At 64.2% G+C, this 15762-nt stretch carries 13 protein-coding genes; 8 read left to right on the top strand and 5 right to left on the bottom strand.

What is annotated here, in order from left to right; all coding sequences use genetic code 11:
* Nucleotides 1-7 precede the first annotated feature (7 nt).
* Nucleotides 8-3175, top strand: a complete 3168-nt coding sequence (locus QA639_RS40120) for an efflux RND transporter permease subunit (RefSeq protein ID WP_283088792.1) — start codon at nucleotides 8-10, stop codon at nucleotides 3173-3175.
* Nucleotides 3176-3325: 150 nt separating this feature from the next.
* On the opposite strand, the gene QA639_RS40115 is transcribed toward QA639_RS40120, so the two are convergent.
* Nucleotides 3326-4327, bottom strand: a complete 1002-nt coding sequence (locus QA639_RS40115; protein ID WP_028336265.1) for an NADP-dependent oxidoreductase — start codon at nucleotides 4325-4327, stop codon at nucleotides 3326-3328.
* A gap of 216 nt (nucleotides 4328-4543) precedes the next feature.
* Between QA639_RS40115 and QA639_RS40110 the strand changes: the two genes are divergently transcribed.
* Both QA639_RS40110 and QA639_RS40105 read left to right on the top strand, forming a co-directional pair.
* Complete coding sequence (locus QA639_RS40110; protein ID WP_028336266.1) at nucleotides 4544-5833, top strand: dicarboxylate/amino acid:cation symporter; 1290 nt, start codon at nucleotides 4544-4546, stop codon at nucleotides 5831-5833.
* A 12-nt stretch (nucleotides 5834-5845) separates the two neighbouring features.
* Nucleotides 5846-6802 (top strand): amino acid ABC transporter substrate-binding protein, encoded by a 957-nt coding sequence (locus QA639_RS40105; RefSeq protein ID WP_157342418.1) that lies wholly within the window; start codon nucleotides 5846-5848, stop codon nucleotides 6800-6802.
* 158 nt (nucleotides 6803-6960) lie between these two features.
* Here QA639_RS40105 and QA639_RS40100 read toward each other — a convergent pair whose 3' ends face one another.
* A complete protein-coding gene (locus QA639_RS40100) occupies nucleotides 6961-7188 on the bottom strand; it encodes a hypothetical protein (RefSeq protein WP_028337614.1) in 228 nt (75 codons plus the stop codon).
* A gap of 335 nt (nucleotides 7189-7523) precedes the next feature.
* Nucleotides 7524-7781, bottom strand: a complete 258-nt coding sequence (locus tag QA639_RS40095; RefSeq protein WP_283088791.1) for a hypothetical protein — start codon at nucleotides 7779-7781, stop codon at nucleotides 7524-7526.
* 216 nt (nucleotides 7782-7997) lie between these two features.
* On the opposite strand from QA639_RS40095, the gene QA639_RS40090 reads away from it, so the two are divergent.
* Both QA639_RS40090 and QA639_RS40085 read left to right on the top strand, forming a co-directional pair.
* The gene (locus tag QA639_RS40090; RefSeq protein ID WP_283088790.1) at nucleotides 7998-8354 is read left to right on the top strand and encodes a response regulator; all 357 of its coding nucleotides are present in this window, start codon (nucleotides 7998-8000) and stop codon (nucleotides 8352-8354) included.
* Nucleotides 8355-8374: 20 nt separating this feature from the next.
* Complete coding sequence (locus QA639_RS40085; RefSeq protein WP_283088789.1) at nucleotides 8375-8575, top strand: hypothetical protein; 201 nt, start codon at nucleotides 8375-8377, stop codon at nucleotides 8573-8575.
* A 62-nt stretch (nucleotides 8576-8637) separates the two neighbouring features.
* Here the strand turns inward: QA639_RS40085 and QA639_RS40080 are convergent, their stop codons facing one another.
* A complete protein-coding gene (locus tag QA639_RS40080; RefSeq protein ID WP_283088788.1) occupies nucleotides 8638-9573 on the bottom strand; it encodes an ATP-grasp domain-containing protein in 936 nt (311 codons plus the stop codon).
* Nucleotides 9574-9870: 297 nt separating this feature from the next.
* On the opposite strand from QA639_RS40080, the gene QA639_RS40075 reads away from it, so the two are divergent.
* From QA639_RS40075 to QA639_RS40065, 3 genes are all read left to right on the top strand, one after another.
* Nucleotides 9871-10644, top strand: coding sequence for a ferredoxin--NADP reductase (locus QA639_RS40075; RefSeq protein ID WP_024581583.1), 774 nt, complete (start codon nucleotides 9871-9873; stop codon nucleotides 10642-10644).
* 252 nt (nucleotides 10645-10896) lie between these two features.
* On the top strand, nucleotides 10897-11766 hold the full coding sequence (locus tag QA639_RS40070) for a patatin-like phospholipase family protein (RefSeq protein ID WP_157342415.1): 870 nt from the start codon (nucleotides 10897-10899) through the stop codon (nucleotides 11764-11766).
* Between the two features lie 664 nt (nucleotides 11767-12430).
* On the top strand, nucleotides 12431-14056 hold the full coding sequence (locus QA639_RS40065; RefSeq protein ID WP_028337607.1) for an FMN-binding glutamate synthase family protein: 1626 nt from the start codon (nucleotides 12431-12433) through the stop codon (nucleotides 14054-14056).
* Between the two features lie 103 nt (nucleotides 14057-14159).
* Here the strand turns inward: QA639_RS40065 and QA639_RS40060 are convergent, their stop codons facing one another.
* On the bottom strand, nucleotides 14160-15635 hold the full coding sequence (locus QA639_RS40060) for an FAD-dependent monooxygenase (RefSeq protein WP_283088787.1): 1476 nt from the start codon (nucleotides 15633-15635) through the stop codon (nucleotides 14160-14162).
* Between the last annotated feature and the right edge of the window lie 127 nt (nucleotides 15636-15762).

The following is a 15762-nucleotide window of genomic DNA, read 5'->3' as shown; positions in this document are numbered from 1 at the left end:
ACGCGCCATGATCTCGAAATTCTTCATCGAGCGCCCGGTTCTTTCCAACGTCATCGCGATCCTGATGATCCTGATCGGCGGCGTGGCGCTGTACAATCTAGCGGTCGCGCAATATCCCGACGTGGTGCCGCCGACGGTGCAGGTGACGACGCGCTATCCCGGCGCCTCGGCCAAGACGGTGGTCGACACCGTGGCGCTGCCGATCGAGCAACAGGTCAACGGCGTCGAGGACATGCTGTACATGCAGTCCTACAGCGGCGCCGACGGCACCTATACGCTGACGGTGACCTTCAAGATCGGCACCGATCTCAATTTCGCGCAGGTGCTGGTGCAGAACCGTGTCTCCAGCGCGCTGTCGCAGCTGCCGACCTCGGTGCAGAACCAGGGCGTCACGGTCCAGAAGAAGTCGACCTCGATTCTGCTGTTCGTGACGCTGACCTCGCCGAACAAGACCTATGACAGCCTGTTCCTGTCGAATTACGCCACCATCAACATCCGGGACGAGCTGTCGCGCCTGCCGGGTGTCGGCAACGTCACCGTGTTCGGCGCCGGGCAATATTCGATGCGGGTCTGGCTCGATCCGAACAAGCTGCAGGTACGCGCGCTGGTGCCGCAGGACGTCATCCAGGCGATCCAGCAGCAGAGCCAGCAGGTCACCGCCGGCCAGGTCGGCGCGCCGCCGACGCCGGCAGGCCAGGCGTTCCAGTACACGCTGAACGTCAACGGCCGGCTCGACGACAAGAGCCAGTTCGAGGACATCATCGTCAAGACAGGCAATGTCGGCGACGTCACCCGGGTCCGCGACGTCGGCTGGGTCGAGCTCGGCGCGCAGACCTACAGCCAGATCTTCTCGCTGAACCAGAAGCCCGCGACCGGCATCGGCGTGTTCCAGTCGCCGGGTGCCAATGCCTTGCAGGTCGAGAAGGCCGTCGAGAGGAAGATGGCGGAGCTCGCCAAGCAGTTCCCGCAGGACATCAAATACGACACGCCGTTCGACACCACCAAGTTCGTCAACGCCTCGATCGAGGAGGTCTACAAGACCCTGTTCGAGGCCGGCCTGCTGGTGCTGGTCGTGATCCTGGTCTTCCTGCAGGACTGGCGGGCGATGCTGGTGCCGGCAACCACCGTGCCGGTCACGATCATCGGCGCGTTCGCGGCCATGGCCGCGCTCGGCTTCACCATCAACCTCTCGACGCTGTTTGCGATCGTGCTGGCGATCGGCATCGTGGTCGACGACGCTATCGTCGTGGTCGAGGGCGCGGCGCACAATATCGAGCGCGGCATGTCGGGCCACGACGCCGCGATCAAGGCGATGGACGAATTGTTCGCGCCGATCGTCGGCATCACACTGGTCTTGATCTCGGTGTTTTTGCCGGCGGCGTTCCTGCCCGGGCTGACCGGGCGGATGTACGCGCAATTCGCGCTGGTGATCGCCGCCACCGCGCTGCTCAGCGCCGTCAACGCCGCGACGCTGAAGCCGACACAGTGCGCGCTATGGCTGCGTCCTCCCGCGCCGCCCGAGCAGCGCAACTTCTTCTATCGCGGCTTCAACGCGGTCTATGACCGGCTGGAGCGCGGCTACACACGGCTGGTCAGCGGCATCGCCGGGCATGCCAAGACCTCGGTCGCCATTGCGCTTGTCATCATCGGGCTTGCCGGCTACGGCCTGTCGCGGGTGCCGACCGGCTTCATTCCGATCGAGGACCAGGGCTATCTGCTCGCCGCGGTGCAATTGCCCGACGGCGCGGCCCTCGACCGCACCCAGCACGTGCTCGACGAGGTCACCACGATCGCCGGCAAGACCCCCGGTGTCGACCAGGTGATCAGCATCGCCGGCATCTCGGCGCTCGACAATTCCTCGAGCCTCGCCAATGCCGGCGTCGCCTATCTGATCCTGAAGGACTGGAGCGCGCGCGGGCCGGGCGAGGATTTGCGCTCGCTGGTCTACGGGCTCAACGACAAGCTCGCGGTGATCCCGGAGGCACGCATCCTGGTGATCCCGCCGCCGCCGATCCAGGGCATCGGCAACGCCGCCGGCTTTGCCATGCAGGTCGAGCTGCGCGACGGCAATGCCGACTACGGCAAGCTGCAGGCGGTCACGGGGGCGATCGTGGCCAATGCGCAGACCCAGAGCGCGCTGCAGCGGGTCCAGTCGTCGTTCCGCTCGATGGTGCCGCAGTTCGACGTCGACGTCGATCGCATCAAGACGCAGACCCTGCACGTCACTCCCGACCAGATCTTCGCGGCGCTGTCGTCCTATCTCGGCGCCAGCTACGTCAACCAGTTCACCAAGTTCGGCCGCACCTTCCAGGTCTATACCCAGGCCGAGGCACAGTACCGCCTGAGCCTGCGCGACATCGAGAACATGATGGTGCGCAACAGCAACGGCGACATGATCCCGCTCGGAACGGTGGCCAAGATCACGCCCTCGATCGGACCGTCGCTGATCAGCCTCTACAACCTCTATCCGTCGGCCTCCATCATCGGGCTGCCGGCGCAGGGTTACTCGTCCGGCCAGTCGATGGCGTTGATGGAAGAGATCGCGGCAAAGACGCTGCCGCCCGGCTCGGGCTTCGAGTGGACGGCGATGTCGTACCAGGAGAAGGAGGTCGGCAGCCAGATCTACTACGTGTTCGCGCTTGCGCTGCTCCTGGTCTATCTCGTGCTCGCCGGGCAATATGAGAGCTGGTACGCGCCGATCTCGGTGATCCTCGCCGTGCCGCTGTCGCTGCTCGGCCCGACGCTGGTGCTGCTGAGCCTGAATATCGAGAACAACCTCTACACCCAGATCGGCACCATCCTGTTGATCGCGCTGTCGGCCAAGAACGCGATCCTGATCGTCGAGGTCGCGCTGGAACGTCATCTGCGCGACGGACGGTCGGTGCTGGATGCGGCGATCGACGCGGCACGCGCGAGATTCCGGCCGATCCTGATGACGTCGTTTGCCTTCATCCTCGGCGTGCTGCCGCTGGTGATCGCGACCGGTGCCGGCGCCAACGCCCGCAAGTCGATCGGCATTACCGTGTTCTCCGGCATGATCGCCTCGACCTGCCTCGCCGTGCTGTTCGTGCCGGCGTTCTTCGTCGTGGTGCAGAGTTTCGAGAACTGGCGCAAGGCGAAGAAGGGCAAGACGGCGCCGCAAGCCGCACCGCAGGCGTCGGGCACGGCGCATTGACTCCCTCGCTCCGCTCTTGCGGGGTCGAGACGAGCGAAGCTCGCTCTTAGAGGGTGGGGTGAGGGGCGAGACCTGTACCCCCTCGCCCGGATCGCATCTTGCGATACGATCCGACCTCTCCCCGCAAGCGGGGAGAGGTAAGAAAGACCGCTACACCTTCACCATGCGCTTGCCGCGGTTTTCGCCGGCGAGCAGGCCGATCAGCGCCTGCGGCGTGTTCTCGATGCCGGCGATGACGTCCTCCTGCACCTTGAGCTTGCCCGAGGCGACCCAGGACTGCAGGTCGGCGAGCGCGGCATCGCGCTGGTCCATGTAGTCCATCACGATGAAGCCCTGCATGATCAGCCGCTTCACCACGATCAGGCCGGGCACGCCGCGCGGGCCGTGCGCGGAGGGGACGCCGTCATACTGCGAGATCGCGCCGCAGCAGGCGATGCGGCCGCGATTGTTCATCTGCGCCAGGCAGGCTTCCAGAATGTCGCCGCCGACATTGTCGAAATAGACGTCGATGCCCTTGGGCGCCGCCGCGCGCAGCGCCTTGTAGGTGGCGCCGTCCTTGTAGTCGACCGCGGCGTCGAAGCCGAGCTCGCTGGTCAGCCAATGGCACTTGTCCTTGCCGCCGGCGATGCCGACGACGCGGCAGCCCTTGATCCTGGCGATCTGGCCGACGATCGAGCCGACCGAGCCCGCGGCCGCCGACACCACCACGGTCTCGCCTTCCCTGGGCTTGCCGACATGGAGCAGGCCGAAATAGGCGGTCAGGCCGGCAACGCCGTAGACGCTGAGCAGATGCGTCATCGGCTCGAGCTTCGGCATCTTCGCCAGGTGCCTGGCGGGCACGGCGGCATAATCCTGCCAGCCGGTGTCGCCGAACACGATGTCGCCGGGCTTCAGGCCGGGATCCTTCGACGAGATCACCTCGGCGATGCTGCCGCCGGCCATCACGGTGTTGGCTTCCACCGCAGCGCGGTAAGTGGCGCCGTGCATCCAGGCACGGTTGGCGGCATCGAGCGAGATGTAGCGCGTCCGCACCAGCGCCTCGCCGTCCTTCGGCGTGGGGATCGTCCCCGTGGTCAGGCGAAAATGCTCGGGGCCAAGCTTGCCGGTAGGCTTTTCGACAAGCAGGATCTGGCGATTGACGGTGTCGTTCATTGGTGGTGTCTCCCCTCGCGTTGGTCGTTTCGCATGCAATTGACTGCGACGCGCGCAGCGCCTTGCACAGATTGTGCGCTGCATGAACGCTAGTCCGCGCGCTGGCATTCCACAACGGGAACGTTTCGGCAAAGTCGCGCTGGACGCGAAGCGTGTTGCGTAGCTGCGTAAATCTGCCACACTTGCCCTCCGCCGGGAACTTACGGGGGTAAGAGAATGTCCAGCAGGTTTACGCAGTATATCCTGATTGCGATGGTCCTTGGCATCGCGATGGGGACGATTGTCTTCAACTACTTTCCTGACAGCCGTGCCGAGATCGCAGCAGACGTCAACCTGATCGCGATGCTGTTCCTGCGACTGATCAAGATGATCATTGCGCCGCTGGTTTTCGCGACCCTCGTCGGCGGCATCGCCCATATGGGAAGCGGTGCCAAGCTCGGCCGCATCTTTGCCAAGACCATGGGCTGGTTCGTTTCCGCCTCCTTCGTCTCGCTGCTGCTCGGCCTCGTGATGGTCAACCTGCTGCAGCCCGGCGCCAACTTCCCCGGCACGCTGCCCGACAAGGCGCAGTCGACCGGACTGCCGGTGTCGGCGTTCTCGATCGAAAAATTCCTCACCCATCTGATCCCGACCTCGATCGCGGACGCGATGGCGCAGAACGAGATTCTGCAGATCGTCGTGTTCGCGGTGTTCTTCGCGGTTGCGCTCGGTGCGATGCCTGAACGGGCCAAGCCGATCATGAGCCTGATCGACGACCTCGCGCACATCATGCTCAAGGTCACCGGCTATGTGATGCTGTTCGCGCCGCTCGCGGTGTGGGCCGCGATCATGGCGACCGTCTCGAAGAACGGCCTCGGCGTGCTCTGGAAGCTCATCGTCTTCATGGGCGGCTTCTATCTCTCGCTCCTGATCCTGTGGGGCATCCTGGTCGTCGTCGGGTTCATCGTGATCGGGCCACGCTACAGCCATCTCTTGCGGCTGATCCGCGAACCGCTGATGATCGCGTTCTCGACCGCCTCGTCGGAGGCGGCCTATCCGAAGACGCTGGAGGGGCTGAACAGGTTCGGCGCCTCCTCGCGCATCTCGGCCTTCGTGCTGCCGCTCGGCTATTCCTTCAACCTCGACGGCACGATGATGTACTGCACCTTCGCGAGCATCTTCATCGCGCAGACCTACCACATCGAGATGTCGGTCGGCACGCAGCTCGCGATGCTGGCGACGCTGATGATCACCTCGAAGGGCGTCGCCGGCGTGCCGCGCGCGTCGTTGGTGGTGATCGCCTCGACGCTGGCGCAGTTCAACATCCCCGAGGCGGGCCTGCTGATGATCATGGGCATCGACACCTTCCTCGACATGGGCCGCAGCGCCACCAACGTGATCGGCAACTCGCTGGCGACCGCCGTGGTCGCGAAGTGGGAGGGCGAGCTGAAGGCCGAGCACGAGCTCGGGCCCGACGACGCAGTGCCGCAGGATGCGGTGCCCGGCGCCGTGATGGCCGGCCATTGACGGGAGGCATGCATGCATCGCGCCCGCTGGAGGCCGATACGGGCTGAAGCGCCTCTCCTGTCGACATGCCTGCTGTCAGCGTGCCTGCTGGCGGCAAGCCTGCTCTCTGGCCCTGTGTCCGCACAGCCGGCGGGCGAGGGGCTCAGCCCCACGCTCGCCAACATCAAGGCCACGCACACGGTGCGGATCGGCTATCGCGAAAGCTCGCCGCCGTTCTCGTTCCTCGATCACTCCAACCGGCCGATCGGCTACAGCCTCGAGCTGTGCGATGCGATCGTCGAGGAGATCGGGACCGAGGTCGACGACGCCAATCTCAAGGTCGACTACGTCAAGGTCACCTCCGACGACCGCATTCCGGCGGTCGTCGACAAGAAGATCGACCTCGAATGCGGATCGACCACGGCGAATGCCGAGCGCGGCAAGCAGGTCGCATTCTCGCCGCTGATGTTCGTGGCCGGTACCAAGCTGATGGTGCCGAAGGCCTCCGGCGTCACCCAGGTCGCCGACCTGAAGGGCAAGACGGTGGTGGTGACCAAGGGCACCACCAACGAGCAGGCGATGCACAATGTCGACGCCAAACAAAAGCTCGGCCTCAACATCGTCACCGCACCCGACCACGAGCAGTCCTACCAGATGCTGGTGGACGGCAAGGCGGATGCGTTCGCGACCGATGACATCCTGCTCTACGGCCTGATCGCGCGGCACAAGTCGCAGGACAAGTTCCGCGTCACCGGCGACTACCTGTCCTACGATCCCTACGGCATCATGTACCGCAAGGGCGAGCCGCAGATGAAGGACGTGGTCGAACGGGCGTTCCGCAGGCTCGCCTCGAATCGCGACATCGTCCCGCTGTACAACAAATGGTTCGTCGCCCGGCTGCCGACCGGCGAGAAGCTCAATGTCGCGCTGTCACCGCAGCTCGAAGAGGCCTTCAAGGCGCTCGACGATTCGCCGGGCGGGTCGAACTAACGCATGATCCGGAAAAGTGCGAAGCGGTTTTCCGAAAAGATCATGCTCAAACAAAGAGCTAAGGCGCGATGACGATTCAACCTAATCTCATCGCGCTTTAGCCGCGAATTTCGGCCTCTCGCTTTGCAGGAGAGGTCGCAAAGTCCGGCGCGCGCCGTTCACCGCCAATAGCGCCGCGACAAATCCAGGCACTGCCGGACCCAGTATCCGTTCACGTGGATCAGCTGGCATGTGCTCGGAGGCGGCTCCTTGATGATCGGGTAGCCGTGGATGTCGATATTCGTCGGGGCCGTGACGCCGCGCCAAAACACCGCATTGGCGGCCGGAGGATTGAAGGCGGCGGCGAACGCCGCGAGTGCGACGAAGCTCAAAAGAAGTTTGCGCATAATCTGTTTCCGGATCAATCAATGCACCGAAGCGTACTCCCTTGCGCAGGATGAGCAAGGCGCTGAATCGATCAAAATGACGGCCAGAGCTTCCGTGCCGGCCGCACCACCGCCCCGCGTCAGCCGCCGCGGACTGCCATGCATGCGAGGGCAACGATGCCGACCGCCGCCAGAACAACCATGACCTGGAAAACCGCGCGCCCAAGAATCGCTCCCATCAAAGCTCCGTCGATCCGGCGGGATCTACCTTCGAGTGTCCACGCGCCGCGATCTCTGGAGCATCATCGGCAGGCAAGATTCGGCTGTTGAAGTCAGCGAGCTCGTCGCTTCACCAGCTAATGTCGTTCGGCGACGATTCGATCGACCTGTTGCTTCAGCTCTGCTTCCATTTCGGAAATGACGTCGTGCGGCAGGCGAGCGCGAAGCCGATCGGTCGTCTCGTGCTGCATTCTGGGCTGCTTGACGAGCGCGGGTCGTTTAAGCGCCTGATCCTCGATCAATCGTCGAGAGGACGCATAGCCTGTCGCGCCGGCCGTCACGTCAGTCCCGTAGGGTTCGCGAGGATCCTGATCCGACTGCACAACGTCCTTCATGAGCTCTGCCTCCTGGCACTATCTCGCAAGAATTCCCTTGCTCAGGCCCGAACCATTCGGCTCGTCCGGCTTGTCGCCCATCAATGACGCTGAAACCTGCAAAGTTGTTCCGCACGGAACTTGCAAAGGTCTGCCGGAGCCGGCCCTCATGACTTGGGGAACCAGAACTATCAGCGTCCTCGGTCATTAACTCTGGTTGATCGTTCGGAGGTCGCCATGGCTTACGCGAGACCAGTTCGTCAAATAGCAATTGTGGTCGAAGACGACACGATCCAGCGCGACATGATTGCGCTGTTGTTGGAAGAAGGCCATTTCGACGTCATCCAGTGCGAGGACGCCGAGACGGCAGCGCTGGCCATCAAGATGCGTCATCCGTCGCTGGTGGTTACCGATATCAAGCTCACGGGCAAAATGGATGGCGTCGAGCTTGCACGTTTGGCCGTCGATTGCGATCCGGGCGTGCGCGTTATGGTCATCTCGGGCCGGCCCCCGGACAGCGCGCTGCCTGAGGGCGTCAAGTTTTTCGAGAAGCCGGTTTATCCACCCATGCTGCTGCGAGAGCTGGCGTCGTAGATCTCGCCGATGGGTGGCCCATGCAAGACGATCCCGAAATCGATTGGCACCGGGAGCAGATTGCGAAGAACCGGGAATTGATCGCGGAATTGCAATCCGGAAATACGGCGGGGGCTGACGTGTTTCCAGAGACGCAAGCCGAGATCGAGCGTCTCACGGCACAGATCGAGCAATCGGAATTGATTGTCGCCGCCTATGAAAAGGAGCACCCGCAAAACTGATCGGGCGCTCACAGTGCGGGATCGCGCCGGCGAGCCCGCGTCGTCGGGCGGGGAAACGCTGCCTACGCGAACACTTTGTCCAGCGCGGCCGAATACGCCGCCTCGACCAGCGCCGGATGCCGGCGCCCCAGCGCTTCCATCTTCACCCCGGAGTTCACCTCGAGGATTTTCCACGCGCCATCCGTGCGCACGACGTCGATCGAGGCGTAGCGGATGCCGACGGCCTGCGCGGCCCTGATCGCGAGCGCGACGCAGGCCTCGCGCGTCGTGCCATCGGCGAGCAGCACGGGCTCCGCGCCGGCATCGAGGTTATGCCGCCAGTTGAGCAGAAGCTGTTCGCCGGCGGGCGGAACGGCGTCGAGCGCGGCGGCATCGAAATCCTCGGTCATGGTCTTGAGTTGCTCGGCCGTCGCGCTCGCCTGCGCCAGCGCGCGCAGCGATCTTATGCCGTCGCCGGTCACCGACGGGCGCGCCTTGCCGTAGACGATCAGCGCGCGCGCATCCAGCAGCACGACGCGCACCTCGTCCGCGATCTCGACATAGGGCGAGATGGCGAGACTTGGATGCGCGGCAAGGACGCGCGCGACCGCGGTCTCCAGTTGCGTTCGCGTCTTGACACGGAAGACAAGCTCGCCGGAGGTCCCCTCATTGGGTTTGACGACGAGCCCCTGCGGATGCTGCTCGAGCAGACGCTGCATCGCGTCCAGCGAGTCCGATCCCGGGATGTGCTTGCTGAGCTTCGCGCCCAAAAACAGCGTATGCGGAATGACGGGGACGCCGGCCGATGCCAGCACGTCCGCGCAGGCCGATTTGTCGTTGGCGACCTGATGCGCGACCGCGCTGTTCAGCCCGACGTCGTAGCCGATCGCGAGCCGCCGCGCGTTGCCCCTGGTCATGGTGACCAGCCAGCCGCCGGACCGCACCTCGACGGCAATCGCGTGCGCCAAACAATATTTTTTGATGGTTTCCAGGAAGATTCGCTGGCTGATCAGGACCACGAGATCATTTTCCCTTCACCGCGGTTTTCGTAGCAATTAATTGCCAGATCGATACCGATCTCAGCAAGTAAATTACGTGCACTACCACGTGTTAACGATGACGCGGCTGAACCTCTGCGCGAAGTCGAACGACTGCCATTCTGAGATCGCAATTGCACGCCAGTTGATCTTGACTATCTGCTGCATTGGCGCAATGGACACGCGAGATCTTCAGTGATTTCGGCTACTTCCGCGCCGTCGCGAGCCGTCTAAAAATCAAACTATTCTAACTCTGGTCAGTCGGGAAAACGAAAACCCATGAGCGCGTTCTATCGAGAGAAAGTTCTTTCCGTTCAGCACTGGACCGATACGCTTTTCAGCTTCCGGGCGACCCGCGATTCCGGTTTCCGCTTCCAGAACGGGCAGTTTGCCATGATCGGCCTCGAGGTCGACGGCCGGCCGCTGCTGCGCGCCTATTCGATGGCGAGCGCCAATCACGAGGAAGAGCTCGAGTTCTTCTCGATCAAGGTGCAGGACGGCCCGCTCACCTCCAAGCTGCAGAAGATCCGCGAGGGCGACACCATCCTGGTCGGCCGCAAGGCGACCGGCACGCTGATCACCGACAACCTGATTCCCGGCAAGCGGCTGATGCTGCTGTCGACCGGCACCGGCCTCGCGCCGTTCGCCAGCCTGATTAAGGACCCCGAGGTCTATGATCGCTACGATCAGATCCTGCTGGTACATGGCTGCCGCCAGGTCTCCGAGCTCGCCTATGGCGAGGAGCTGGTCGCCAAGCTGCGCGACGACGAACTGTTCGGGCCGCTGCTGTCCGAGAAGCTCTCATACTATCCGACCGTGACGCGCGAGCCGTTCCGCAACCGCGGCCGCATCACCGACCTGATCACCTCCAACCAGCTGTTCACCGATCTGCATCAGGGTCCGCTCGACATCGAGACCGACCGCATCATGATGTGCGGCAGCCCGGCGATGCTGGAAGAGCTGAAGCAGCTGTTCGAGACGCGCGGCTTCAAGGAAGGCAGCGGCAACACCCCCGGTCACTTCGTGATCGAGAAGGCGTTCGTCGAGCGCTGAGGCCGTAGAGCGTCAGGATTGTCCGTCCTGGCGAAAGCCAGGACCATTACCACCGCTCCCTGTTTTGCGAAGGCTGGGGCCCCATCGGGCTCCAGCCTTTTGCATTGTGGTTATGGGTCCTGGCTCCCGTGCGCAATTGCGCATGAGGCCAGGACGACATCTGTGTATGTGGCGCCGTCCAATCTCCCACTGCTATAACGCCCCCAACGCCGCGCGGCCGTTGCGCGAACGCGGCGATCTGGGAGCAGCACCTTGTCCATCACCGATCCGGATGCACCGAAAACCGCCTTTGTTTTTGCCGGCGGCGGCAGCTTTGGCGCGATCCAGGTCGGCATGCTGCAGGCGCTGGCCGCGCATGGCGTGGTCGCCGACATGGTGGTCGGCTCCAGCGTCGGCGCACTGAACGGCGCGTTCTACGCCGGCGATCCGACGGTCTCGGGCGTCGCGCGGCTGGCCGAGATCTGGCGCGGCCTCAACCGGCAGGACGTGTTTCCGGTGACCTGGCGGACCCTGGTGAGCTTCCTGTGGCGGCGCGACTTCCTGATCCCCCATGACGGCGTCCGCAAGCTGATCGACGACTACATCCCGTTCCGCAATCTCGAGGACGCGCGGATCCCTATCCACATCGTCACCACAGACATCATCAGCGGCGACAGCGTGGTGCTGTCGGAAGGTTCGACCGCCGAGGCGATCGTCGCATCGACCGCGATCCCCGGCGCGTTCACGCCGGTGCGCTACCGCGATCGTTTCCTGGCCGATGGCGCGATCTCCAGCAACACGCCGGTCCGCGTCGCGGTCAGGCACGGTGCCAAGCGCCTGATCGTGCTGCCGACCGGGCATGCCTGCGCCAACCAGGCGCCGCCGATCGGCGCGCTCGCCAATGCCCTGCACGCGCTGACGCTCCTGATCGCGCGGCAGCTCGTCAACGAGCTCGAGAACATCGGGCCCGATGTCGAGTACTTCGTGGTGCCGCCGCTCTGCCCGCTGGTCGGCTCGCCCTACGATTTCTCGCGGACTGCCGATCACATTACCCGGGCACTCGACACCACCAACGCCTGGCTCGACGGCGACGGCCTGAGGCCGGGGCACATCCCGCACGAATTGCAGCCGCACGACCACTAGGCGGCATCCGCGAGTGATGACACCGCGTGGTGTGACGCCTCGAATCGAGAACCATCCCCATCGTCGTCCCTGCGAAAGCAGAGACCCATAACCACAAATGCCAATTGTTGGGCGATGCTGGAACGATGAGTCCCTTCAACAAGGTCCGCCGCGGCGTATGGGCCTGCTCCCGTGCGCAATTGCGCACCAGGCAGGGACGACGGAGGAGCTGCAGATTCACATCATGATTTCGGGATAATAGAATAATACCCCTGATTTGCCCGACGTGTCAAGGTGCTGGTCGAGCGCCGGCACGTCGCCGGCTCCTTTGCATGGGGTTGTTTTCGATATTTTGGCAGCGCGCCGTGCGACGGCAGCTGTCCTATCCCCCTATCGGCCTCGTTCCATGGCTCGATGACGTGGACACGTCAGTTGCAGAAGCCCGCAAGCGCTATATGCGCTAGCCCCGCCCGCAAGCGGGAAAGGGGGCGCAGTCTTTGTGGGGCTCTCCGCTTCGTTGCAGTGCAAAAGTCGATTTCGTTTTAGTTCGACCGGTATCCGCACCCGCCCATTCGGGCGGTTGTCACATCTGTGAGGGCTCGGCCGTATAACCGTAGTGCACTTGTTCCGCGAGTTGGATTAGGCTCGCGGCCGACAGGTCATTTGGGCAGACCGGAGGAATTTCATGGATACAGTGCTGCTTCCGTTCTCGCCGCGTTTCATCGTGCTGACGATCTGCGCCGTCGTCACCGCGCTCCTGCTGCTGGTTGGGATTTTCGATCACAAGGTCTTCAAGATCGTCCTGATCCCGCTGATCATCTTCGGCGCGCTGACATTGCTCGGCATCCGCGACCTCACCCAGAAGAACCACGCGGTGCTGCGCAACTACCCGATCTCGGCGCATGTCCGCTTCCTGCTCGAGGAAATCCGCCCGGAGATGCGGCAATATTTCTTCGAGAGCGAGAAGGACGGCATGCCGTTCTCCCGCGACACCCGCGCGGTGGTTTACCAGCGTGCCAAGATGGTGCTCGACAAGCGGCCGTTCGGCACCCAGGAGGACGTCTATCGCGAGGGCTATGAGTGGATGCACCACTCGGTGGCGCCGAAGCCGAAGGCCGACCAGAAATTCCGCATCACCGTCGGCGGCCCCGACTGCACCAAGCCGTATTCGGCCTCGGTCTTCAATATCTCGGCGATGAGCTTTGGCGCGCTGAGCCCGAACGCGGTGCGGGCGCTCAATGCCGGCGCCAAGAAGGGCGGCTTCGCCCACGACACCGGGGAGGGCGGCGTCAGCCCTTATCACCGCGAGATGGGAGGCGACATCATCTGGGAGATCGGCTCCGGCTATTTCGGCTGCCGCAACCGTGACGGCACCTTCAATCCCGACGAGTTCGCACGCGTCGCGGGTGACGATCAGATCAAGATGGTCGAGCTCAAGATCAGCCAGGGTGCCAAGCCCGGCCATGGCGGCGTGCTGCCGGCGGCGAAGGTTTCCGAGGAGATTTCCAAGATCCGGGGCGTACCGATGGGCGAGGACTGCATCTCGCCGGCCTATCACAAGGCGTTCTCGACGCCGCTGCAGATGATGGAATTCGTCGCCCAGATGCGCAAGCTGTCCGGCGGCAAGCCTGCCGGCTTCAAGATGTGCATCGGCCATCCCTGGGAATTCCTGGCGATCTGCAAGGCGATGCACGAGAGCGGGCTCTATCCCGACTTCATCGTGGTCGACGGCAATGAGGGCGGCACCGGCGCCGCGCCGCTCGAATTCATGGACCATCTCGGCATGCCGATGCGCGAGGGCGTCAATTTCGTCCACAACGCGCTGATCGGCATCGGCGCGCGCGATCGGATCAAGATCGGTGCCTCCGGCAAGATCGCGACCGCCTTCGACATGGCGCGCGCGATGGCGATCGGGGCCGACTGGTGCAATTCGGCGCGCGGCTTCATGTTCGCGCTCGGCTGCATCCAGTCTCTGAGCTGCCACACTGATCGCTGTCCGACCGGCGTCACGTCGCAGGACCCGATCCGCAACCGCGCGCTCTATGTGCCCGACAAGATCGACCGCGTGTACAACTACCACCACTCGACCCTGCACGCGCTGACCGAGCTGCTCGCCGCCGCCGGCCTCGAGCACACCAAGGAGCTGCGCCCGATCCACTTCTCGCAGCGAAGTTCGACCACCGAGGTCTCTTCCTTCGCCGAGCTCTATCCGACGCTGCGCCCCGGCGAACTGCTCGAAGGTACCCAGGACCGCCGCTTCCGCGACGCCTGGGCGATGGCGCGCGCGGATTCGTTCCAGCCGGCGGGGTAGGGGCGGCAAATCCGTAGCCCGGATGAAGCGCAGCGTAATCCGGGACCACTCTCTGTGCGGATCGACCGATCACGGATTACGCTGCGCTCCATCCGGGCTACGCTCACCACGTACCAGCGGACGCGCCGAACCATTTGGTCAGCGCCTCGGTTAGGCCTGCCTGCGTTTGCTCGCCAACCCAGGCCACGTAGCCATCGGGCCGCACCAGCACCGCGGTCGGGGCCGAAACCGTTCCGTGCGCGGGAAGCTCCCATGCGCTGCGATACTCGGTATCGACCAGCTGAACCCGGTCGGTCCATCCCGCGATGGCGATGCCGCCGGGCGCGCCGAAATTCAGCAGCACCGGCCGCGCCCGGTGCAGCAGCGCGAAGACCTGCATCGGGCCGTTGGCGGTGACCAGATCGAGATCGGGCATGCGGCGTCCGAGCAGCGGATGGCCGTCGCCAAGATCGTAGTGAAGATCGAGGCCGGACATCATCGCGGCAAAGCTTCTGCGCGGCTCGTCCATGCGCAGCAGGCCGGAGACGATCTCGTTCAGCGCCCTGGTGCGCGGATCGGTGCGGTTGAGGGCGACATGCGCCATGGTGTTGCGCAGCACGCGGGCCGCCACCGGATGCCGTTCGGCTTCGTAGGTGTCGAGCAGGCTGTCCGGCGCGATCTGCTTGACCACCTGGGCCAGCTTCCAGCCCAGGTTCACCGCGTCCTGCACGCCGATATTGAGGCCCTGGCCGCCCATCGGCGGATGCACATGGGCGGCATCGCCGGCCAGCAGCACGCGCTGTTTGCGGTAGGTCACGGCCTGCCGGGTCATGTCGGTGAAGCGCGAGATCCAGACCGGACTGTGGATGCCGAAATCGGTGCCGTACGCGGCGACCAGTGCCTCGCTGACGTCGCGCAAGGTCGGCTCCCGGTCGGTGCCGAGTTGCCGCTCTGTCAGCACCAGCCGCACCCGCCGGCCATCTTCCGCCTTGCCGATCGCTGAGGTGCCGGCGTCGTGCTGGCGAAAGCCCCATTCCGGCTCGCCCGCCATCTCGGCCTCGGCGATCAGCCAGCTCGTGGTCGGATCCCACCCTGCGAATTCGATGCCGGCCGCTTTGCGGACGAAGCTCCGGCCGCCATCGCAGCCGATGAGATATTGTGCCCGGAGCAATTGGCCATCCGACAGTTCGACGTCGACGCCGCCGTCGTCCTGCGTGAAGCCGGTCACGTCGCGCGCGCGATAGGTCTGCACCGCCAGTTCGCCGACCCATTCGCCGAGCAGGCGCTCGATATGGTTCTGCCGGAGCCCCAGCGTGAAATTGCGCCGGGTCGGAAAGTCGGTGATCTCAAGCGGAACCAGATGAGAATGGAACAGCACCGCCGGATGGCGCGTCCCCAGCACGACGAAGCGGTCGCCGATGCCGCGCTGATCGAGCACCTCGATGGTGCGCGCGTGCAGGCCGCCGGCCCGCGCGCCGATCAGGTCCTCCCTCGCGCGCCGCTCGACAATCGCAACATCTATTCCCGCCAGCGCCAATTCGCCCGCCAGCATCAGCCCGGTCGGACCTCCGCCGGCAATCACGACAGCATGTTCCCGCATCCCGCACTCCTCCGTTCGATTGGGCGCGCGTTCTACGGGATGATCCCGGGCTTGCGGCAAGCCCGGGGGTCTACATATATCTGAGTGGGGAGAGGGCGTTTGCTCTATCGAACCACCTCCGAGACAT

Origin of the sequence: Bradyrhizobium pachyrhizi, assembly GCF_029714545.1 — a bacterium.
GTDB lineage: Bacteria > Pseudomonadota > Alphaproteobacteria > Rhizobiales > Xanthobacteraceae > Bradyrhizobium > Bradyrhizobium pachyrhizi.
The sequence above is the reverse complement of the archived record's forward strand: the minus strand, read 5'-3'. Positions and strand labels throughout refer to the sequence as shown.